The organism is Bradyrhizobium sp. Kon37, assembly GCF_055807535.1.
The window spans coordinates 79,991-100,925 of sequence record NZ_JBVVOY010000004.1 but is presented as its reverse complement, the minus strand read 5'-3'; the positions used below and the strand labels follow the sequence as shown (position 1 = coordinate 100,925).

Below are 20,935 nucleotides of genomic sequence, written 5' to 3'. Positions count from 1 at the left end.
GCATGCAGGGCGAGATGAACCTCGTGAGCATGGCACGAACCGCATCGACGGACGGCGCTCATGCTTGCGAAGTCTTTGGTGAAGCAGGACCATGTCCTGCGAAGCCGTTAGGCGAAGCAGGAAAGCCTGCGTACGGCGAAACCGTGTGGTCCTGGCCGTCGTTGCTACGGTCAAGCCTTTGCGAAGGCGTCAGCGCGTCAACCGGCGCGGTGCCGTGCGTTTCGCGGAGGTGACGGAGGCAAGAAGGAACTCGTCTCCGGGGAGAGCACGGCATAGGCCGTCAAACCATCGCGCAGGGAAGGCCTGGTCTCGGCTGCCCTGTGTCTCCCCTGTGCATTGCGTGTGCAATCAGTTCGCATGGGGGTTTTGATGGGTGCCAGCCGGCGCCCGGTCTTCCCTGCGCCCTTTCTTCAAGGGCGTTAAGCGAGAAGCATAGCTCGGGCAAAACATGCCGCGAGACTGCGGGCGCGTGTCCACGACCCGCATGTGAATTGACCCCGCTTTCGAGCCTGCCTTTCGAGCCTCCCTTTTGAGCCTTCCTTGCGAGCATGATGCGTCGGCATCGGTGGAGGTGGTCGTCCCTCGCGGAATCTGCCTTGATGCGAATTCAGCGTGAGGGAGCGACGATATGAGCGGCTTGGTGATCTCTGGCGGTCGGGTGGTGGATCCCGCCAGCGGAATGGACGCGGTTGGCGATGTGGCGGTGGTGGACGGCAAGGTCGCCGCGGTCGGCGCCTCGCTCGGCGGCGCCGAGCGGGTGATCGACGCCACCGGGCTCGTGGTCGCCCCCGGCTTCATCGACCTTCACGCGCATGGCCAATCGCTCCCCGCGGATCGCATGCAGGCGTTTGACGGTGTCACGACGACGCTCGATCTCGAGGCCGGCGTGCTGCCGGTCGGCTCCTGGTATGAGCGCCAGGCGCGGAAGGGACGCGTGCTGAACTACGGCGCCGCCACCAACTGGGCTTTCGCGCGTATTGGCGCGATGACGGGCTCCAATGCGGAGAGCTCGCTGGAGGCGTTCGGCAACGCCATGCGCGATCGCCGCTGGATGGACAACGTGGCGAGCGATGCAGAGGTTGCCGGCATCCTGGAGCGCCTTTCGCGCGGCCTGAACGAGGGCGGCATCGGCATCGGCATTCTGAACGCCTATGCGCCGGGCGCCGGCGTGCAGGAGTTGACCGCGGTCTGCCAGCTCGCGGCCGCGCAGGACGTGCCGACCTTCACCCATGTCGCCTACATGTCGCGCGTCGATCCCGAGAGCGCGGCGGAAGCCTATATCCGCCTGATCGGCTATGCCGGCGCCACCGGCGCGCACATGCACATCTGCCATTTCAACTCGTCGAGCAAGACCGACGTCGAGCGCTGCCGCGTGCTGATCGCGAAAGCGCAGGCGCAGGGCCTGCCGATCACCGTCGAGGCCTATCCTTACGGCACCGGCTCGACCGTGCTGGCGGCGGCCTTCTTCAGCGACCCCGAATTCGTCGAGCGCAACGGCACCGGTTACGATTCCGTGCAGCGGGTGACCGACGGCCATCGCTTCAGCGATCGCGAGGAGCTCTTGAAGGCGCAGGCCGACGAGCCGTCGTCGCTGGTGCTGTGGCACATCCTCGACACCGAGAACAATGCGCATCACCGCGACCTGCTCGACATGTCGGTGCTCTATCCCGGCGGCGCCATCGCCTCCGACGCGATGCCGTGGACGACGTCGGACGGCAAGACCTATACCGGCGATGCCTGGCCGCTGCCGGATGACGCCACCTCGCATCCGCGCTCGGCGGGCTGCTTCACGAAATTCATCCGCGAATGGGTGCGCGAGCGCAAGACCGTGTCGCTGCTCGAAGGCGTGCGCAAATGCGCGCTGATCCCGGCGGAGATCCTGTCGCAGAGCACGCCCGCGATGCGCGCCAAGGGAAGGCTCACGAAGGACGCCGATGCCGACATCGTCGTGTTCGACTACGAGAAGCTCAGCGATCGCGCGACCTTTACGGCGATGAACCGCCCCTCCGAAGGCGTACGGCATCTCGTCGTCAGCGGCCAACCGCTGATCACAGATGGTGTGTTGGATGTCGCGGCGCGGCCCGGCCGTCCCGTGCGCCGCCCCGTCGTCGGGGGCTGAGACATGCCGGTCCCCATTCTCCTGGTGACGGGCTTTCTGGGGGCCGGCAAGACCACTGTCGTGAACCATCTGCTGGCGCATGCGGAGGGACGGCGGATCGCCGCTGTGGTCAACGATTTCGGTGCGATCAACATCGATGCCGAGCTGATCGCGGGCGCAAGCGATGGCGTGGTCAGCCTCGCCAATGGCTGCATCTGCTGCACGCTCGAAGGCGACCTGCTGCGCACGCTTTCGACGCTGCTGCGACGTGATCCGAAGCCGGAATACATCGTCATCGAGACCAGCGGCGTCGCCGATCCCGCCGAGATCGTCCGCAACCTGATGGATCCCGTGATCCTGCGTGAGGCGCCGCTGGAGACGGTGCTCTGCGTGATGGACGCGGCGACACCGCCGGCCGCTCTCGACGATGCGCTGCATCGTTCACAGCTGCGCGTCGCCGACATCGTGGCGCTGAGCAAGCTGGATCTGGCAGACAAGGGCGCGGGCTCCCGCATGCGCGAGGCCATCCGCGCGCAACGCGTTCCTGCCGTGGTGGTCGATGCGCCGCACGGCGAGATTCCGTCCGCGCTGCTGTTTCCCGCGACCGTCGATCGGGCCCCCGCGCGACGCGAGCCCGGACCGAGACGGCCGGCAGAGCAACGCTTCGAAACGCTGAGCTGGACCTCGGACCGGCCGATCTCGCTGCCCCGCCTGCAGCAGGCGATGGGCCGCCTTGCGCCAAAACTCGCGCGAGCAAAAGGCCTGTTCGAGACCGTCGAGCAACCCGGGCGCCAGATGGTGTTTCAATTCGTCGCGGGCCGCGCCACGCTGGCGCCTGGCGAAGTGCCGACGTCGGGCGTGCCGCGTGCGCGGATCGTCTTCATCGCAGAGCTAGGCGTGCTCTCGCAGGCGGAGCTCGACGGGATCATGGAGACATGCGTTGTGAATCGGTGAAGCGATTGCCTCAAGCGAATTGCGCGAGGCGAACACGGTGATCTGGAAGGACCGCTAGCTGTCAGCACAACGCGAGCGCGTTGACGGCCCTCGTTGTCGCAGTCCCGTTCTCGTTGCCGACGAACTGGCAGACGGCGGCTCCAAGCTCACCCGGCTGGTTGCCGCGCGCCACCGCCAGCAGCCGCATCAATTCTGTCTCGTCCTGCGACAGGCGCCGGCACGACGGCGGCATGAAGCACAATGGGCATGGCCGGCCGCTGCGCAGGAGTCTGACCAGCGCGGCGACGCGTGCGACCAGCAGCGGGCTGTCGGCGATGCCGGGCGCCTCGTCGGCAAAGCGATAAGCCGCCTCCCAGCAATCGGACGCGCCGGTTGCATAGGCGGCGGCGATGAACCGGAACAGCGAGAGCGTGACGCGGCCAAAATCATCGTAGCTCTCGATGTCAGGCCGAGTCGCGAGCGCGACCCGAAGCGGACAGAGCCGCGCCTGGCCGGCTTCCGTGACAGACACAGAGCCGCAACTATCCTGCATCAGGCGCGCTTCCCGTCAGTGCAAGGTGGGGCTACCGACCAGCCAGCTCTTCATCGCCATCGTCCGGTCATGGTCGAAAGACGGAACGTGTCGGTCGGGCAGGATGAGACCCGCCATGCGGAAGATCGTTGCAAGCCCCCGCACGGGCGCGAGAGCCCAATCGGCGCCGACCGGCGGCAGCCAGCATTCGAACTGCTCGCGCGCGATATCGTCGCGCTCCTTTTGCGCGGCGGCGATCGCCCGCAACATGCCATGCTCGCTGTCGGACATGCGCGGGCAGGTTGGGCAGTGCACCGCGATGGCCGTATGCGCCGTGCAGGCAAAGATCTCGATGATGCATTCCAGCGAAGGCACGGCGTCGCCCACGCGAAAATGGTCGTACACTTGCTGAATATCGGCCGCGGTCGGAACGGCGCTTCCGCTGCGCGCCTTGGCCCGAAATCCCCAGATGAAGAGCCGCTCCGCCGCGCTCAGCGCCGGAAGGTCGAGGGATCCTGTCGATGTCGATTGATGCATTGAGCCTCTGGCCTCCGGCTGCGCCCGCGCCCCGGCTGGCGCTGATGATCTGCGCCGATCGTTCCGTCAGAGCCCCCTGCAAGTCAACGCTCGGAGGGGCGATGTCGAGGTCTTCTAGTTTTGAAGAGTTCGCATCTCGGATGCAGCGAGCCTGCGAGGCCGTCCGGGACATGCCGGTAGGATCCTACGGAGTTTGCGGGTTTTTGCGGGAACCCGAATGCTTAAAGCTTTGCTAAGGGACGCGGGATAAACTGGCATATCAGCCCTTCCAAATCTTGCGAGCACCGATGTTTTTCTCCCGCATCAGTTTCAAGCTGGTCCTGATTGTCGGCATCAGCCTCCTTGGCATGATCGCGCTGGCGCCGATCGCGCTTTCGACGCTGCGCGCGCAGATGATTGCGGATCGTGAGGCCAAGACGCAGCACATGGTCGATGTCGGCTACGGCATTCTGGCGCACTACCAGAAGCTCGAGAGCGAAGGAAAACTCCCACGCGAGCAGGCCCAGGCCGCCGCCATCGCAGAGATCAAGAGCCTGCGTTACGACAAGGTCGAGTATTTCTGGCTCAACGACATGACCCCCAAAATGGTCATGCATCCGATCAAGCCCGAGCTCGACGGCAAGGATCTCTCCGGGATGAAGGATCCGTCCGGCAACGCGCTGTTCGTCGGCTTCGTTGACGTCGTCAAGAAGCAGGGCGCGGGCTTCTACAGCTATCTCTGGCCGAAGCCCGGCTTCGACCAGCCGGTCGGGAAAATCTCCTATGTGAAGGGCTTTGCGCCCTGGGGCTGGATCATCGGCACCGGGATCTATCTCGACGACGTCGACGCCGTCTTCCGCCAGAATGCGATGACCTTCGCCCTGGTGTGCCTGGTCGTGTTCGTGCTTGTGCTCGGCGCCTCCTTCGTGATCGGCCGCAGCGTGACGCGGCCGCTGGCGAAGATCACCGCGCTCACCGAGCGCCTCGCCTCCGGCGACAGCGCGTTCGACGTGCCCCATACCGACCGTCGCGACGAGATCGGCGGGCTCGCCAAGGCGCTCGCCGTGTTCAAGGACAATGCGTCGGCCGTCGGCCGGATGCACGCCCAACAGCAGGAGACGAAGCAGAAGGCCGACGAGGAGAAGCGCAAGACGATGACCGATCTCGCCGGCAAGTTCGAGGCGAACGTTCAGGCTGTCGTCCGCGACGTCTTCAACGAGGCGCGCGCGATGCAGCAGGCCGCACAGGGCATGTCCGAAACCGCCAACAAGGCGACCGACCGCGCGAGCTTCGTCGCCACCGCCTGTCAGCAGGCTTCGAGCAACGTGCAGACGGTGGCCTCCGCCGCCGCGCAGCTGTCGTCCTCGATCACCGAGATCAGCCAGCGCGTCGCGCAGGCTGCAACCGTGGCCGACAAGGCCGCTGCCGACGGTCAGCGCACCAACGACACGGTGCAGGGGCTGGCGGCGGCCGCGCACAAGATCGGCGAGGTCATCGACCTCATCAACCAGATCGCCTCGCAGACCAATTTGCTGGCGCTCAACGCCACCATCGAGGCAGCGCGCGCCGGCGAGGCCGGCAAGGGCTTCGCGGTGGTGGCAAGCGAAGTGAAGTCGCTGGCGAGCCAGACCGCGAAGGCAACCGACGAGATCGGCGCGCAGATCACCGCGATCCAGGCCGAGACCAACCAGGTCGTCGGCAACATCGAGAGCATCCGCAGCACCATCATGGAGGTCAACGAGATCTCCTCGTCGATCGCCGCAGCGGTCGAGGAGCAGGGCGCCGCGACCGCGGCGATCGCCCACAGCGTACGGGAGGCCGCCTCCGGTACCGACCAGGTTTCGCAGAACATCTCGGGTGTGACGGACGCGACGGCGGAGACCGGCCAGGCCGCCGGCCTCGTGCTGCAATCGAGCGGTCGGCTGTCGCAGAAGCTGCAATCGCTGGAAGACGAGGTCAGCGCTTTCGTTGCGGGGGTTCGGGCGGCCTAGCGCGCGACCGCACGAAAATGCGCCGCGATGTCGGCGCGTGTCGCGACCCAGACGCGACCATCGAGCCGCGCAAGCTCGGCGAGAATGGCCTTCACGGCACGGAAGCGCGCCGGCCGGCCGCAAATGCGCAGGTGAAGGCCGATCGACAGCATCGCGGAGCGGCCGCGTTCGGCTTCCTCGGTCAGCGTCGCGAGCGTGGCGCTGACATAGTTTGGAAAATCCTCCGGCTGCACAAAGCCGTTGGGGTGGAAGAACTTCATATCGTTGGTGTCGAAGCCGTAGGGCAGGATCAGCATCGATCCCTTTGGTGACCCGCTCCAATAGGGTAGGTCGTCATCGAGTGCATTGGAATCGTAGGCGAAGCCGAGCTCGATCAGGATATCACGCGTCCAGGCGCTCTGGCTGCCGCGCGTCATGAAGCCGACTGGTGTGACGCCGGTCGCACGCGTAATGACGTCGCGCGTCTTCTCGATGTCGCGCCGCTCGGTCTCGGCATCGCCATAGAGCGCGTGCGGCAGCCAGCGCCAGCCGTGCACCGCGGGCTCGTGCCCGGCTTCGACCGCGGCACGCGCAAGGTCCGGCACGCGCTCGACGGCACGGCCGCACATCATGAAGGTTGAGCGGACATTGGCATCCGTGAAGGCGTCGAGGAAGCGCCACAAGCCCACGCGCATGCCGTAGTCGAACACCTGCTCCTGCACCAGATCGCGAACGCCCGGCGGCGATGTCGAGGCGACCTCCCCGTAACGTTCCGTTTCCGCGTCGCCCTGCTCCACGGCGAGCTCGGCGCCTTCCTCGAAATTCACCACCAGCGACACCGCGACACGGGCGCCGTTGGGCCAGACGACATCGGGGCGTGCCCGGCCATATCCGCGAAGGTCGCGTTCGATCGGCATGGTCAGCGGTTCCCAATCTGACGGCTGATGCCGCCGAAGATTTCCGCACAGACGAGACCGGTCAACGTCACGAGTACGATGACGCCGGAGACGGCGGCGACGCGCACATCGAGGCTGCCTTCGAGGATCGCCCAGAGCTTGATCGGTAGCACTTCGGTGCGTGCGTCGGCCAGGAACAACGACACCGGAACATTGTCGAACGAGGTCAGGAACGCCACAAAGCAGCTCGCCACGATGCCGCGGCGGATCAGCGGCAGCGTGACGCGGCGGAAGGTGTACCAGTGGCTGGCGCCAAGGCTGAGCGAGCAGGTGATCAGCACCGGATTGAGCTGCTGCACTGACGCCCCGACCATCCGGATCACGAAGGGCACGCAGATGATGGTGTGGCCGAGCACCAGCGTCGCCGCCGACAGGCGGATGCCGAGCAGATTGAAGACCAGCAGCAGCGACAGGCCGAAGGCCATGGCAGGTAGCACCATCGGTGACATGAACAGCGCATCGAGTGCGCGCGCGATCTTCAGCCGGCTGCGCGCGAGCCCAAGCGCTGCTGCGCCGCCCAGCACCGCGGAGAGGATTGTCGCCGCCGCCGCGACCTTGAGACTGGTCAGCGCAGGCTCGATGATTTCCTGCGATTGCAGTAGCTCGACATACCAGCGCAGCGACCAGCTCGGCGGCGGAAATCTCAGCGTGATGCCGCCGCTGAAGGAAATGATGACGACGACCAGCGTCGGCGCTAGCAGCAGCAGCATGCCGAAGCCAGTGATCGTTCCGACGACGGCGGAATAGGCGCGGTCGACGAGGCTACGCTGCATCGACGCCTCGCACGTAGCGGCGGGACAGCGCGCCGATGGCGAAGACGATGCCGGTCACGGCCAGCGTGAAGATCAGCGACAGCGCGGCCGAGAACGGCCAGTCCTGCACGCCGACCGCCTGCTGGTAGATATAAGACGGCATCAGGATGATGCGTCCGCCGCCGACCAGCGTCTGGGTGATGAAGGCGGTCGCTGCCGCCGCGAAGACGAGGAGCCAGCCGGCAATCGCGCCCGGCAGCGTCAGCGGCAGGATGACCGTGATGAAAATGCGCGCGCGACTCGCGCCAAGCCCTTCCGCCGCCCGTGTCAGATTGCCGTCGAGCCGCAGCAGGCTGTTGATGACAGGCAGAGCCATCAAGGGAAGCTGGATTTGGGTCAGCGCCAGAACCATGCCCTCCCAGGTGTAGAGCAGCCGGGCCGGCGCCTGCCAGAACCCGAGTGACAGCATCGCCGAGTTGATGATGCCGTCGCGGCCGAGGATGACGATCCAGGCAAAGGTGCGCACCACCGTGCTGGTCAGGAGCGGCAGCATGATCAGGAAGGTGATCAGCGTACGCATGAACGCGCCGCTCGCGACGTAGACCAGCGCGAGCGGATAGGCGAGGACCAGCGCCGCCAGCGCGACCTCGGCGCCGAGCCACAGCGTATCCGTCAGCACCCTGAGGCTGAACGGGTCGGACAGGAAACGAAGATATTGGACCAGCGACAGGCCCGAGAATTGTGGATCGCGGAACAGGCTGACCAGCACAAGCGCGGCCAGCGGCAGCACAAAGGCTGCAAGAAACAGCACTGCCAGCGGAGCCACCGGCAGCAGCTGTCTTGATGCACTCGTGCCGGCCGGTGCCATCTAGATCTTCACTTCCTTGCTGAAGCGGGTGATCCATTCGCCGCGCTGCGCCTGGAATTTGGTCCAGTCGAGCAGCACATTGCTGGCGACGAGGTCGTCGACGCTCTTGGCAACGGTGAGGTTTGCGCCGGTCAGCGGCACCTTGCCGTTAGTGGGCATCATCACCCAGGGCGAAGCTTCCAGCCCCTTCTGCGTCTCGACCGACATCACCGTGTCGAGATAGTCCAGCACCGCCTTGGGGTCCTGATTGTTCTTCACGATCTGCGCGCTGGTGCGGATCACGACCGCGCCGGACTTCGGTTTGGCGAAGGCGATGTCGACGCCCTTGGCGGCGAGCAACGCCACGTTGTTCCAGAAATTGAAGGCGATATCGATCTCGCCCTGCTGGAACAGCGCAGCCAGTGCGCCGGGCGAAGCCGCGATCGCGCCGACATTCGGCAGCAGCTTCTTGATGGCCTCGAAGGCCGGCTCGATGTTGGTTTCGGAGCCGCCGTTGAGCTTCGCGATCTCGACCATGAAGGCGGTGCCGAGGCTCGAGCCGAGCCCGGTGATGCCGACGCGCCCCTTGTATTCCGGCTTCCACAGATCCTCCCACGAGGTCGGCGGCGTCGTGATCTTCTTCGGGTTATAGGCGATGCCGATCAGCTGACAGGTGATGACCGGCGCGTAACCGTCAGGATGACGGAATGCGCTTGGAACGTCGGCAAAGGATTTCGACTGCTCGACCGGGAATTTTTCCAGGACGCCGCTCGCAATCGCGGGGATCAGCGGCCCCTCGTCGAACAGCACCACGTCGAAGGGCGGCGTGTTGCGCGAGGCCTGGATCTTGCCGATCTGGTCGACGCCGAGCAGCGGCGTGAAGGTGACGCTGCTGTCGCTGGCTTTCTTGAAAGCGGGCCCGACCACCGAGCGGAAGGCTTCGTCAAAGCTGCCCGGATAGGTCGTGGCCACGATCGAGGAGGCGGCGCGCGACGTTGTCGGCCATCCCCAGCTTGCCGCCGCAAGAGCGGCCGAACCTGAGGCGAGCAGCGATCTCCGGGATAGACTCATGTCAAACACTCCTTTGCTGATCGGTTGGGACGCCGTCGGCCGGCGTGCTGAAAATGCTGACGCGCGAGACGTCGGATATAGCGAGCCAGGCGGTCGATCCTGTCTGCACTTTCGCGATGCCGGCCGCGCGGGCCTGGCTGATCTTCACGGCCTCGCCGCTCGCAGTGATACCTTCGGTGACGCTGACGGCGCCGAGCGGCACGGTGGCGCGGATCGTGATGGGAATGGCGCCGGGTTGTTCCGCCGCGCCGAACGCGATGTTCTCCGGCCGGACCGAGATCGTCACCGGGGTGCCGCGTCGGCGCTGCGCGGAACGGCCGAGGTCGATCTCGGGCCCTGAGTCCAGCTGCACGCGATCCGTCTCGGTGACGGTGCCCCGCAAGAGATTGGTGTGGCCGATGAAGCTCGAGATGAACAGGCTTGCCGGGCGGTCGTAGAGTGCGTCGGGGCTGTCGATCTGTTCGATGCGTCCTTTGTTGAGCACGACGATGCGGTCGGCCATCGACAGTGCCTCCTCCTGGTCGTGCGTGACGATGATGGACGTGACGCCAAAGGTCTTGAGCAGGCTCTTGATCTCGATCTGCATGTCGAGGCGCAAATTCTTGTCGAGTGCGGAGAACGGCTCGTCGAGCAGCACGAGGCCCGGATCGATCGCAAGCGCACGCGCCAGCGCCACGCGCTGCTGCTGTCCGCCGGACAGCTCTCCCGGAAGCCTTCGCGCGTACGATGTCATCTGCGCGAGGCCCAGCATCTGCTCGACCTTGGCTGCGACCGCCACGTTCGGTGTCTTGCGCGCCCGCAATCCGTACGCGACGTTCTCGAACACGGTGAGATGCGGAAACAGGGCATAGTTCTGGAACACCATGCCGATGCGGCGGCGGTTGGCGGGGATGTGCTCCACCCGCGCACCGTCGAAGCGGACCTCGCCCTTGGACGGACGCAGGAATCCCGCGATGATCTGGAGCATGGTGGTCTTGCCGCAGCCGGAGGGGCCGAGCAGCGCGATCAGCTCACCGGCTGCAGCGGTGAGGCTGATCTCGTCCAGCGCAACCGTCGCGCCGAAAGCGTGGCCTATGCCCTTGAGATCCAGCGAATGTCCGCGTACGTCGCTCAACGCCAGCTCCATCCTTCGCGTTGTCCTGCGCGAGGAGAGGTTAGCAATCGTCGTGCCAGCGCGGTCCGTTCGCTAAGGCGTTGCAGGCGTTGTGATAATTTTAGGCGCCAAAAATTGGCGCCAATACAATGACCATATTGTAAACAGTAATAGTTCCGGTTTGTATAAAAAATGGGCTGCGGCAACATTCCAGAATCCTGTAAAACCGACGCATGAAGCGAAGCCGTCCCCTCAAGAGCAAGCCGAAGCGCTCCGAGCCGAAGCGTCCGGAGCCTGACGCGATGGATCTCCGCAGCATCGACGACGATCCGGTGGTGCAGGGCATCCTGACCGCGATCAGCCAGAAACGGCTGAAGCCCGGTGCCAAGCTCGGCGAGGACAAGCTCGCGGCTGCGTTCGGCACCACACGGATTCACATCCGCCAGGCACTGTCCCATCTCGCCTCGCGCAAGGTGGTGATGCAGATCCCCAACCGCGGCGCCTTCGTGTATCGGCCGAGTTGGGAGGAAGCCCAGGACATCTTCGCCGTGCGGCGCCTCATCGAGACAGCGACCGTCGCCGCGGCGATCGACCGGCTGGACAAGTCAGGCAAGGCCGCGCTGAAATCGCATATGGAGCTCGAGGCCAAGCACGACCGCAACGACCGCTGGGCCTCGCTGTCGCTCACGGCGGAATTCCACGTCCTGGTCGCCAAGCTTGCGGGCAACCAGGTGCTGCTGGACATGTCGCGCGAATTGATGCTGCGGACCTCGCTGGCGATCGCGACCTTCGAGGAGCCGGGCGAGCCGGATTGTTCGCCCGACGCGCACCCCGACATCGGGGCGCTGATCCTGGCAAAGGACAAGGCCGGGGCGATCCATGCCATGCGCCACCACATCGAGGAGATGGAAAAGCGTATCACGCCGCGAGAGGACAAGGACGAGGTCGACGAGCTCACCGCGATCTTCCAGGAGATCGGGGCGCGCGCGCGGGCAGGCGGATAGCATGGCCGGCCGCCGCATCCTCCTGATCAATCCGAACAGCAACGAGGCGACGACCGCGATGATGGTCGCGATCGCGAAGTCCGCGGCGGGCGACGGCTTCGACCTCGTCGGCGCAACGGCGATGCGTGCGCCGACGATGATAGTGTCGGCGGAGGCGCTGGAGGCGGCTGCGCCCGAGGTCGAGAAGATCGCGCTGGCCGGCAGCGGCGAGTGCGACGGCATTATCGTCTCGGCATTCGGGGATCCCGGCCTCGCCGCCATCAAGGCGGCCCTAAGCTTGCCTGCAGCCGGCATCGGCGAGTCCGCGATGCTGGCAGCCGCGGAAAATGGCCGCCGCTTCGGCGTGGCGACCACGACGCCGCTGTTGGCAGCGAAGATCGACGCCTTGCCCGCCGTGCTGGGGCTGCGATCGCGTTACACCGGTGTCCGCTTCGCGGAGGGCGATCCGCAGGAGCTGATGCGCGATCCGGCGCGGCTGCGCACAGCGCTCGCCGGCGCGGTCGAGGCCTGCATCGCGCAGGATGGCGCGGAGGCGGTCATCATCGGTGGCGGGCCGCTGGGCGAAGCCGCGCGCGAGCTTCAGCCGATGTTCAGCGTGCCGGTCATCGCGCCGATCCCGTCTGCCGTGGCGCGGATTATTCGCCTCATCACGGCGCGCGCGACCGACTGAAATTCCGGCCCGCGGGACCGGTCATCGCGACCGGCGTTCTTGCCCTTGACGGCCTCGGTTAAAGTGACGAAGCAGAACCATCGGACCTGCCGACTCGCGCTTGGGCACGCGGGCATGGAGACGCTGCATGTCGTTCAAAAAGCTCCTGATCGCCAATCGCGGCGAGATCGCCGTCCGCATCGCGCGCGCGGCAGCCGATGCCGGCCTCGCCACGGTCGCGATCCACCCCGCGGACGATGCGCTGTCGCTGCATGTGCGCGTTGCCGATGAGGCGGTCGAAATCCCCGGTCGCGGCGCGCGGGCCTATCTCGATATCGAGGCCGTGGTCAAGGCGGCAATGGCGTCCGGCTGCGACGCCGTGCATCCCGGCTACGGCTTCCTCAGCGAGAACGCGGCGTTCGCCACGGCCTGCGCTGATGCAGGCATAGCCTTCGTCGGGCCGAAGGCCGCGGCGCTCGAACTGTTCGGCGACAAGGTTGCGGCACGGCAACTGGCAAAGCGTTGTGGCGTGCCGATCATCGCCGGCACCAGCGGGCCGTCCTCGCTGGAGGACATCACGGCGTTCTTCACCTCCCTCGGCAGCAACGCGGCGATCGTGATCAAGGCGATGGCCGGCGGCGGCGGGCGGGGCATGCGCGTGGTCGAGCGCGCTGCCGATCTGGCGGAGGCCTATGCGCGCTGCCAGTCCGAGGCCAAGGCCGCGTTCGGCTTCGACGGCGTCTATGCCGAGCGGTTGATCCGGCAGGCGCGCCATATCGAGGTGCAGATCATCGGCGATCGCCAGGGCGCAATCTCCCACCTCTGGGAACGCGAATGCACCATCCAGCGCCGGCACCAGAAGCTGATCGAGGTGGCGCCGAGCCCGTCGCTCAGCGACGGCTTGCGTGGCCGCATCATCGAGGCGGCGAAGCAACTCGCGGTGGCCGCGTCTTACGACAATCTCGGCACGTTCGAGTTCCTGGTCGACGGCGCTGCCGCAGACAGTTTTGCCTTCATCGAGGCCAACCCGCGGCTCCAGGTCGAGCACACTGTCACCGAGGAGGTGCTCGGCCTCGATCTCGTCCGGGCCCAGCTCGCGGTCGCTGGCGGTGCCTCGCTTGCCTCGCTCGGTTTGGCGCAAGGCTCGATCCCGAAACCGCGCGGCTACGCCATGCAGTTGCGTGTCAACATGGAGACGCTGGACGAGCTGGGGGCGACGCACCCGACCGGTGGCGTGCTTGCCGTGTTCGAGCCGCCGTCAGGTCCCGGCGTCCGCGTCGATAGTTTTGGGTATGCCGGCTACAAGACCAGCGCCGCCTTCGACTCGCTGCTGGCAAAGGTCATCGTGCATACGCCCGGTGAAGCCTGGCACGAGATCGTTGCCAAGGCTTCGCGCGCCTTGCGCGAGTTTCGGATCGACGGCGTCGTCACCAATATCGGCTTCCTCCAGGCCGTGCTGGCGCATCCCGACTTCAAGGCTAACCGCATCGCGACAGATTTCATCGATCGCAACATTGGCAAGCTCGTCGAAGCCGCGGATGGCGCCGCCAAACCACTCTATTTTGCCGCGACCGAGCGAAGCGGTGGCCACGGCACCGATGCACACGTCGCACAGGTGGTGCCTGAAGGCGCCGTGATGGTCGCAGCGCCCTTGCAGGGAACCATCGTCACTATTCAGGTGAAGGAAGGCGAGGTCGTGCGCCCGGGCCAGCAGCTCGCCGTGATCGAATCCATGAAGATGGAGCATCTGGTCATGGCCGAGCAGGGCGGTCGCGTCATGCAGCTACTCGCCGGCGACGGTGTCACGTTGATGCATGGCGAACCGATCATGTATCTGGAGCCGCTCGAAGTTGCGGCTGATGCGTCGGCCACGGAAACCGATATCGATCTCGACCACATCCGTCCTGATCTAGCCGAACTGATCGCGCGCCAGGCCAACACGCTCGACGAAAATCGCCCTGCCTCGGTCGAGCGCCGCCGCAACACCAATCAGCGCACCGCGCGCGAGAATGTCGCGCAGCTCGTCGACGACGGCTCGTTCATGGAGTATGGCAGCCTTGCGATCGCGGCGCAGCGGCGGCGGCGCAAGCTCGACGATCTCGTCAAGAACACGCCGGCCGACGGCCTCGTCATGGGCGTCGCGACCGTCAACGCCGAGAAGTTCGGCCCCGAGGGCGGCCGCTGCATCGTCGTGGCCTATGACTACACCGTGCTCGCGGGCACGCAGGGCCACATGAACCACAAGAAGATCGACCGCATGCTGACGCTCGCGGAAGACTGGCGCGTGCCGCTGGTGTTTTATGCCGAAGGCGGTGGCGGCCGGCCTGGCGATACCGACCGGCTCGGCATGACAGGCCTCGACGGCCCGTCCTTCGTGCAGTTCGCACGGCTCTCGGGTCTCGTGCCGGTCATCGGCGTGGTCTCCGGTTACTGCTTCGCCGGCAATGCCGCGATGCTCGGCTGCTGCGATGTCATCATAGCCACCAAAAACGCCTCGATCGGCATGGGCGGCCCCGCCATGATCGAGGGCGGCGGGCTCGGCATCTATCACCCGGCCGAGGTCGGGCCTGTTACGTTTCAGTCGCCGAACGGCGTCATCGACATCCTCGTCGAGGACGAGGAGGAAGCAACGCGTGTTGCGCAAAAATATCTCTCCTATTTCCAGGGCGCGGTGACCGAGTGGCAGGCCGCCGACCAGCGGCTGCTGCGCCGCGCGATCCCCGAGAACCGCCTGCGGGTCTACGACATCCGCAGCGTGATCGAGCTCGTCGCCGACAAGGACTCCGTGCTGGAGCTGCGCCGCGACTACGGTGTCGGCATGATCACCGCCTTGATCCGCATCGAGGGCAGGCCGTTCGGCCTGATCGCCAACAATCCGCGCCATCTCGGCGGCGCGATTGACGCAGATGCCGGCGACAAGGCCGCGCGCTTCCTCCAGCTCTGCGACGCCTTCGATCTGCCGATCGTCTCGCTGTGCGACACGCCCGGCTTCATGGTCGGCCCGGAAGCCGAGAAGACCGCGATCGTGCGCCACGTCTCGCGCATGTTCGTGACGGGCGCGAGCCTCACAGTGCCGCTGTTCGGCATCGTGCTGCGCAAGGGCTATGGACTCGGGGCGCAGTCGATGATCGGTGGCGGCTTCCACGCCTCGTTCTTCACCGCGGCCTGGCCGACCGGCGAGTTCGGAGGCATGGGCCTGGAGGGTTACGTCCGCCTCGGCTTCCGCAAGGAGATGGAGGCGATCGCCGACCCCGCCGAGCGCGAGACCTATTATCGCAACAAGGTCGCCGAGCTCTATGCCAACGGCAAGGCCGTCTCGATCGCCTCCGTGTTCGAGATCGACAACGTCATCGATCCCACCGAGACGCGGCGGTGGATCATGGCGGGCCTGCGCTCGGTGCCAAAGCCGCCGGCGCGGACCGGGAAGAAGCGGCCGTGCATCGATACGTGGTGAGGGCGGTGCAGCAATTCTGATTGCGCTTCGCCGCGTTCCCGGTTCCCGATTGACATCCCCGCCTGCGGTGCCAGACTTTGCACAATAATACAGGGTGGAGACGTCCGCGATGGCCAGCCTTTCGGCCTCGAACCATGTCGCCCGCGTCTTGTCCGTCGCCAATCAGGTTACAAACCGCTTGGCCGACGTCGATGCCTCTTCGCGTATTGCCAATTCCTGGCGGCGCTGCCTGGTCAGCCACAAGCTCGATCCCGCCCGTCAGGGGCCGCCGCAGACGCTCACCGAAGCCGAGATCCGTCACGTCGCCGAACCCATGGAGGAGACGATCCGGCTCGTAACACCGGAGCTCGACGGGCTCGCCCGTGTGCTGCGCGATGCCGGCTATTGCGTCAATCTGGCAGACGTGAACGCAACCATGCTGTTCAGCCGCCTGCCCGCCGAAGCCGACGCGAGACTATTCATGGACTGGAAGATCTACACCGGCTCGAATTTTTCGGAGGCTTTTGAAGGCACCAACGGGCTCGGCACCGCGCTCGCCGAGCAGAAGCCGATCCTGGTACATCGCGACGAGCACTTTCGCGCGCAGTGGCACATGTTTTCCTGCGCCGTGACGCCGCTGTTCGACCAGGCCGGACGGCTCGCAGGCGCCGTGAACATCACTTCCTGCCGCGAAGACCTCGAACGCACCGCGCATCAGCTCGCGCTCGCAGTGACGATGGAGGCGACGCGGCGCATGGAGGGCGCGATCTTCCGTGGTCATTTCCGCAACGCCTGGATCGCGACCGTGCCGGGCGATGGCGGCAGCGGCCTGCTCGCCTATGACGACGATCGCCGCATCGTCGGCGCATGCCGTTCGGCGCGCGCACTGCTGGGTCTCACCGACGGCTTGATCGCAGCCGGCATCGATCTGTCGCGCTACGTCAAGTTCGATCATCCCGCCGCGCGCGACGCAGACGGCATCGTCGAGCTGCGCCGGGCCGATGGCAGTCCCTTGGGGCATGGCCATGTCGCGCCGCCGCTGCGGCCTCGGCCGTCCACGCAGCGTCGTGACGTTCCTGTGGACCGGTTCGACGCGCTGCACCGGCTCGCCGGTCGCGATCCCGGACTGATCAAGAGTGTAAAGCGGCTCAGAAGCATCGGCGATCGCAATCTGCCAGTCCTGCTGCATGGCGAGACCGGCGTCGGCAAGGATGTGTTCGCTCGTGCCATTCACGCAGCCGGCAATCGCGCACGCCACAACTATGTCGCGCTGAACTGCGCGGCGATGCCGGACAGCCTGATCGATGCCGAGCTGTTCGGCTACGAGGCCGGCGCCTTCACCGGCGCACGCCGCGACGGCTCGAAGGGCCTGATCGTGCAGGCCGACGGCGGCACGCTGTTCCTCGATGAGATCGGCGACATGCCGATCGCGCTGCAGACGCGGCTGTTGCGTGTGCTGGAGAACCGCGAAGTCTGGCCGCTCGGCGCGCTGAAGCCCGTGCCGGTCGACATTCGCCTGATCAGCGCCACCCATCGCGATCTCGGCCGCATGGCCGAGGAGGGCGCCTTCCGCACCGACCTCTATTTTCGTCTGCGCGGCATGGAGGTGCGGCTGCCGGCCTTGCGCGAGCGCGCCGACCGCGACGACGTCATCCGCCAGATCGCGCACGAGGAGGCGCCGAATTGCTCGCTCTCGGACGAAGCCTGGGCGCAGCTCGCGTCCTATCCCTATCCCGGCAACATGCGCCAGCTCCGGCATGTGCTGCGGCTCGCCGGCTGCACGGCGGAGGATGGCGTCATCACCGATGCCGATCTCGATCTGCCCCCGTTTGGTGGAAGGGCAGTGGAGGCGGACCTCACGGCGGCGGAGCGCGCGGCGATTGTCGAAGCCTTGCGCAAGCATGGCGGCCGCGTGACGGAAACAGCGCGCGCGCTGAAGCTGAGCCGCGCCACGCTGTATCGCAAGATCAAGCTGTTGAAGATCGAGACGACGCAGTAGCGCTCAGCAGCGTGCGGCGCACGTTCTTCCCCTCTCCCCTTGCGGGAGAGGGTGGCTCGCCGCGACAGCGGCGAGACGGGTGAGGGGTTCTCTCCGCGAGCACTTCTCTCTTGCAGTTGAACGTGCGGAGAGAACCCCTCATCCGGCCCTTCGGGCCACCTTCTCCCACAAGGGGAGAAGGGAACGGCAGCGAGCTCGCCGCCGCTGCCTTACGAAAAATCGCTCCAGCTCAGATGCCGCGAGTCGAGATCTCCGACTGTGACGGTGCCGCGGATTTCGTGAGGGACGTGGAAGCTGCTGCGCAGATAGACCAGCGGCGCCGCGCCGTCGGAATGCGATGCGCCGCGCACCTCGCCGACGAAGATCGAATGCGTCGTCGTCTCGAATTCCTGCGCCAGCACGCAGTCGAACGCGGCGACCGCGTCCGTCAGCACCGGCGCGCCGGTCACCCCGCGCGTCCACTCCCCGAACGCAAAACGGTCGTCGCCATTGACGCCCTTCTGGCCACTGAAGGTGAGCGCCAGGAGAGCGTGGTCCTCATGCAGGAAGTTGATCGCGAACGCGCCTTCCTCGCGGATGCGCGCGTGCGCACTGGCGTTGCGGTTGACGCAGACGATCAGGGATGGCGGTGAGTCCGAGAGTGAGCAGGCGGAGGTGACCGTCAGCCCCGTGCGCTTGCCGTGCTCGGCACCGACGGTCACCAGCGCCACGGCGCCGGCGCACTGGCGCATCGCCTGCTTGAATTCCTTTGCGTCCACGCTCACGCGATGGTCTCCAGAAAGAACGGGTGCGGCACGATCGCGCCGCACCCGCGTCGGGTCAAGCCGCCTTCTGCGCGGAGCCGAGATGCTTCAGGCGCGGCATCACTTCGTTCCTCAGCAGCGACAGCGAGTGATGCCAGGCTTCAGCCTTGTGCTTGTAGTCGAAGCCGAACACCAGCAGCACGCCGAAGCCGCCTACCTCCTCGTAGATCTTCTCGATTTTCTCGGCGACGGTCGCGGGCGAGCCGACGATCCAGTTCCGCTTGGCGCAATATTCGACGGTGACGTCGCTATCGGGCACGTCGGGCACGTGCTTCAAATAGTCCTTGAAGCCGAAATGGCCGAGCAGTGGCAGAAAGTACTCGCCCATCATCCGGCCCATCATGTCGCCGGTGGAGAGCCTCCACGCTTCCTCGTCGGTATCGGCGACGAACACCTCGCGCACCAGCCGCCAATCCGCGCGGTCCGGCTTGCGTCCGGTCTTGGCGGCACCTGCTACGACCGAATCCCAATGACTGCCGACATAGGCGGGGTTCAGGTTGAGGCTCATCGGGATGAAGCCACGCTCGCCGGCGAGCTTCAGCGTGTCCGAATTCTTCGAGAGACCGGCGACGCCAATCGGCGGATGCGGCGTCTGCAACGGCTTGATGTGGGGTTTCAGGAAGTCGAACATGGTGTCCGGCTTGGTCACCGTCCAGAATTTGCCCTTGTAGGTCCAGGGCGCGGGATCGCTCCACATCTTCAGAATGATCTCCAGCGCCTCGCGCGTCATGTCGCGGTTCTGTCCGCTCATGCCGTCGACGTTGAACATGGCCCAGTCGCTCGGCAGGCCGCTGGCCGCAACGCCGAAATTGAGCCGCCCCCCGGAGAGATGATCGAGCATCGCGACGCGGTTGGCGAGCTCGGCCGGGTGGTGATAGGGAAGCAGGAAGCCGCCTGGTCCGATGCGGATGTTCTTGGTCTGCATCAGCGCCTGCGCGATCAGCAGGTCCGGCGTGGGATTGGGTTCCCAGGGCGCGGTATGGTGCTCGCCCACCCAGGCCTCCTGATAGCCGAGCTCGTCGAGCCAGCGCATGACCTGCAGGTCCCAGTCGTTCCCTTCCTTCAGGCCGCACTCCGGCGGGTGCGAAGGCATCGTGAAATAGCCGATCTCCATGGGTTTCCTCTCCACAATTGACGCGTCTTGTTGCGCGGTTCACGGATGTGAGCAGGGATGCTTGAGCAAGCGGTGTGCCACCGCTCCGCAAGCGGTGTGCCACCGCTACAGCGTCTCAGACCTGCGAGAAAACGCTGGTTTGCGGCGGCAATAGCCGATATCTCCGGGGCGAAATTGCCTGATGTCGTCTCATCGTCGCGAGACGGCGTCTTGCCGGTGAGACGAGGACGAGAATCGAGATGACCGAACCCGCCTACGTCGCGGTGGACTGGGGCACCAGCAGCTTCCGGCTCTGGTTGATCGATCGTACCGGCGTGGTGCTGGCCGAACGCCGCAGCGGCGAGGGCATGCTGGCGGCGGCAAAGACCGGCTTCGCGGCCGTGCTGCAATCGCATCTTGCCGCCGTCGAAGCACCAGCTCATCTGCCGGTTCTGGTCTGTGGCATGGCCGGCGCCAAGACGGGCTGGGTCGAAGCCGGATATGTCGATACACCGGCGCCGCTCGCGGCCGTCCTGAAGCAGGCCGCGCGCGTGCCGGGCGAAGCGCGCGACATCCGCATCCTGCCGGGTATCGCGCAGCGCGATGCAAAAGCGCCGGACGTGATGCGCGGCGAGGAGACGCAGCTGCTCGGCGCGCTTGGCCTCAACGCCGCCGGTGAAGCGCTGGTCTGCATGCCCGGTACGCATTCGAAATGGGTGCGCCTGAAGGACGATACTGTCGCGCATTTCTCTACCTTCATGACTGGCGAGCTCTTCAGCGTGGTGTCGCGCGAGACGATTTTGTCGCTTGCGGTCGCGGGCGCCGAAGACGCCGAGGATGTCACGAGCTTCCAGGCTGCGGTGAAGGCCGCGTACGAGGCACCGGCCTTCGCCGCCAATTTTCTGTTCGGCGCGCGGTCGCGTCAGCTCCTGTTCGGGGGCACACCGGCCGCGGCGCGCGAAACGCTGTCGGGCACGTTGATCGGCGTCGAACTGGCGGCAGGGCTCTCCGGCGCGATGCCGAAAGCTGGAATCACGCTGATTGCCTCGGGGCGGCTCGCGATGCTGTACAGGCTGGCTTTCGAGGCGCTGTCGGTCACCGTGATGCCGGTCGACGCCGATGAAGCCGTCCGCGGCGGTCTGTCGATGGCGGCTGCCGCGATCTGGACGAAATGAGAGGACTGTTG

General features: G+C 65.9%; 17 protein-coding genes. 8 read left to right on the top strand and 9 right to left on the bottom strand.

Features of this window, described 5'->3' with window-relative positions:
* The first annotated feature begins 628 nt into the window (after positions 1 to 628).
* Both AC0L3J_RS11155 and AC0L3J_RS11150 read left to right on the top strand, forming a co-directional pair.
* On the top strand, positions 629 to 2,119 hold the full coding sequence (locus AC0L3J_RS11155; RefSeq protein ID WP_473346983.1) for an amidohydrolase family protein: 1,491 nt from the start codon (positions 629 to 631) through the stop codon (positions 2,117 to 2,119).
* 3 nt (positions 2,120 to 2,122) lie between these two features.
* Positions 2,123 to 3,052 carry a CobW family GTP-binding protein gene (locus AC0L3J_RS11150; protein WP_473346981.1) on the top strand — a complete coding sequence of 310 codons (930 nt, stop codon included), beginning with the start codon at positions 2,123 to 2,125 and terminating at the stop codon, positions 3,050 to 3,052.
* Positions 3,053 to 3,113: 61 nt separating this feature from the next.
* Here AC0L3J_RS11150 and AC0L3J_RS11145 read toward each other — a convergent pair whose 3' ends face one another.
* A complete protein-coding gene (locus AC0L3J_RS11145; RefSeq protein WP_473347309.1) occupies positions 3,114 to 3,587 on the bottom strand; it encodes a hypothetical protein in 474 nt (157 codons plus the stop codon).
* 12 nt (positions 3,588 to 3,599) lie between these two features.
* Positions 3,600 to 4,100 (bottom strand): hypothetical protein, encoded by a 501-nt coding sequence (locus AC0L3J_RS11140; RefSeq protein ID WP_473288093.1) that lies wholly within the window; start codon positions 4,098 to 4,100, stop codon positions 3,600 to 3,602.
* A 287-nt stretch (positions 4,101 to 4,387) separates the two neighbouring features.
* On the opposite strand from AC0L3J_RS11140, the gene AC0L3J_RS11135 reads away from it, so the two are divergent.
* Entirely contained in the window at positions 4,388 to 6,070 is a 1,683-nt protein-coding gene (locus AC0L3J_RS11135; RefSeq protein WP_473346979.1) for a methyl-accepting chemotaxis protein, read from the top strand.
* On the opposite strand, the gene AC0L3J_RS11130 is transcribed toward AC0L3J_RS11135, so the two are convergent.
* The 5 genes from AC0L3J_RS11130 to AC0L3J_RS11110 are packed head-to-tail and all read right to left on the bottom strand — an operon-like array spanning position 6,067 to position 10,801.
* Positions 6,067 to 6,966, bottom strand: coding sequence for a polysaccharide deacetylase family protein (locus AC0L3J_RS11130; RefSeq protein WP_473346978.1), 900 nt, complete (start codon positions 6,964 to 6,966; stop codon positions 6,067 to 6,069). The two genes, AC0L3J_RS11135 and AC0L3J_RS11130, sit on opposite strands and share 4 nt — an antisense overlap.
* Positions 6,967 to 6,968: 2 nt before the next feature.
* Positions 6,969 to 7,778 (bottom strand): ABC transporter permease, encoded by an 810-nt coding sequence (locus AC0L3J_RS11125; RefSeq protein WP_473346977.1) that lies wholly within the window; start codon positions 7,776 to 7,778, stop codon positions 6,969 to 6,971.
* The gene (locus AC0L3J_RS11120; RefSeq protein WP_473346976.1) at positions 7,768 to 8,625 is read right to left on the bottom strand and encodes an ABC transporter permease; all 858 of its coding nucleotides are present in this window, start codon (positions 8,623 to 8,625) and stop codon (positions 7,768 to 7,770) included. The genes AC0L3J_RS11125 and AC0L3J_RS11120 overlap by 11 nt, the downstream gene beginning before the upstream one ends.
* The gene (locus tag AC0L3J_RS11115; RefSeq protein WP_473346975.1) at positions 8,626 to 9,675 is read right to left on the bottom strand and encodes an ABC transporter substrate-binding protein; all 1,050 of its coding nucleotides are present in this window, start codon (positions 9,673 to 9,675) and stop codon (positions 8,626 to 8,628) included.
* Position 9,676: 1 nt separating this feature from the next.
* Positions 9,677 to 10,801 carry an ABC transporter ATP-binding protein gene (locus AC0L3J_RS11110; protein WP_473346974.1) on the bottom strand — a complete coding sequence of 375 codons (1,125 nt, stop codon included), beginning with the start codon at positions 10,799 to 10,801 and terminating at the stop codon, positions 9,677 to 9,679.
* Between the two features lie 200 nt (positions 10,802 to 11,001).
* On the opposite strand from AC0L3J_RS11110, the gene AC0L3J_RS11105 reads away from it, so the two are divergent.
* From AC0L3J_RS11105 to AC0L3J_RS11090, 4 genes are all read left to right on the top strand, one after another.
* Positions 11,002 to 11,772 carry a GntR family transcriptional regulator gene (locus tag AC0L3J_RS11105; RefSeq protein WP_473346973.1) on the top strand — a complete coding sequence of 257 codons (771 nt, stop codon included), beginning with the start codon at positions 11,002 to 11,004 and terminating at the stop codon, positions 11,770 to 11,772.
* 1 nt (position 11,773) lies between these two features.
* Positions 11,774 to 12,442, top strand: coding sequence for an aspartate/glutamate racemase family protein (locus tag AC0L3J_RS11100; RefSeq protein WP_473346972.1), 669 nt, complete (start codon positions 11,774 to 11,776; stop codon positions 12,440 to 12,442).
* A 127-nt stretch (positions 12,443 to 12,569) separates the two neighbouring features.
* A complete protein-coding gene (locus AC0L3J_RS11095; protein WP_473346971.1) occupies positions 12,570 to 15,875 on the top strand; it encodes an acetyl-CoA carboxylase family protein in 3,306 nt (1,101 codons plus the stop codon).
* 109 nt (positions 15,876 to 15,984) lie between these two features.
* On the top strand, positions 15,985 to 17,853 hold the full coding sequence (locus AC0L3J_RS11090) for a sigma-54-dependent Fis family transcriptional regulator (RefSeq protein ID WP_473346970.1): 1,869 nt from the start codon (positions 15,985 to 15,987) through the stop codon (positions 17,851 to 17,853).
* A 209-nt stretch (positions 17,854 to 18,062) separates the two neighbouring features.
* Here the strand turns inward: AC0L3J_RS11090 and AC0L3J_RS11085 are convergent, their stop codons facing one another.
* Complete coding sequence (locus tag AC0L3J_RS11085) at positions 18,063 to 18,617, bottom strand: flavin reductase family protein (protein ID WP_473346969.1); 555 nt, start codon at positions 18,615 to 18,617, stop codon at positions 18,063 to 18,065.
* 55 nt (positions 18,618 to 18,672) lie between these two features.
* Entirely contained in the window at positions 18,673 to 19,770 is a 1,098-nt protein-coding gene (locus tag AC0L3J_RS11080; RefSeq protein ID WP_473346968.1) for an LLM class flavin-dependent oxidoreductase, read from the bottom strand.
* A gap of 239 nt (positions 19,771 to 20,009) precedes the next feature.
* Between AC0L3J_RS11080 and AC0L3J_RS11075 the strand changes: the two genes are divergently transcribed.
* Positions 20,010 to 20,924, top strand: a complete 915-nt coding sequence (locus AC0L3J_RS11075) for a 2-dehydro-3-deoxygalactonokinase (protein ID WP_473346967.1) — start codon at positions 20,010 to 20,012, stop codon at positions 20,922 to 20,924.
* Positions 20,925 to 20,935 lie beyond the last annotated feature (11 nt).

Coding starts and splice junctions, on each gene's coding strand:
- AC0L3J_RS11155 (WP_473346983.1), top strand. CDS start 629: ATGAGCGGCTTGGTGATCTCTGGCGGTCGGGTGGTGGATCCCGCCAGC.
- AC0L3J_RS11150 (WP_473346981.1), top strand. CDS start 2,123: ATGCCGGTCCCCATTCTCCTGGTGACGGGCTTTCTGGGGGCCGGCAAG.
- AC0L3J_RS11140 (WP_473288093.1), bottom strand. CDS start 4,100: ATGCATCAATCGACATCGACAGGATCCCTCGACCTTCCGGCGCTGAGC.
- AC0L3J_RS11135 (WP_473346979.1), top strand. CDS start 4,388: ATGTTTTTCTCCCGCATCAGTTTCAAGCTGGTCCTGATTGTCGGCATC.
- AC0L3J_RS11130 (WP_473346978.1), bottom strand. CDS start 6,966: ATGCCGATCGAACGCGACCTTCGCGGATATGGCCGGGCACGCCCCGAT.
- AC0L3J_RS11125 (WP_473346977.1), bottom strand. CDS start 7,778: ATGCAGCGTAGCCTCGTCGACCGCGCCTATTCCGCCGTCGTCGGAACG.
- AC0L3J_RS11120 (WP_473346976.1), bottom strand. CDS start 8,625: ATGGCACCGGCCGGCACGAGTGCATCAAGACAGCTGCTGCCGGTGGCT.
- AC0L3J_RS11115 (WP_473346975.1), bottom strand. CDS start 9,675: ATGAGTCTATCCCGGAGATCGCTGCTCGCCTCAGGTTCGGCCGCTCTT.
- AC0L3J_RS11110 (WP_473346974.1), bottom strand. CDS start 10,801: ATGGAGCTGGCGTTGAGCGACGTACGCGGACATTCGCTGGATCTCAAG.
- AC0L3J_RS11105 (WP_473346973.1), top strand. CDS start 11,002: ATGAAGCGAAGCCGTCCCCTCAAGAGCAAGCCGAAGCGCTCCGAGCCG.
- AC0L3J_RS11100 (WP_473346972.1), top strand. CDS start 11,774: ATGGCCGGCCGCCGCATCCTCCTGATCAATCCGAACAGCAACGAGGCG.
- AC0L3J_RS11095 (WP_473346971.1), top strand. CDS start 12,570: ATGTCGTTCAAAAAGCTCCTGATCGCCAATCGCGGCGAGATCGCCGTC.
- AC0L3J_RS11090 (WP_473346970.1), top strand. CDS start 15,985: ATGGCCAGCCTTTCGGCCTCGAACCATGTCGCCCGCGTCTTGTCCGTC.
- AC0L3J_RS11080 (WP_473346968.1), bottom strand. CDS start 19,770: ATGGAGATCGGCTATTTCACGATGCCTTCGCACCCGCCGGAGTGCGGC.
- AC0L3J_RS11075 (WP_473346967.1), top strand. CDS start 20,010: ATGACCGAACCCGCCTACGTCGCGGTGGACTGGGGCACCAGCAGCTTC.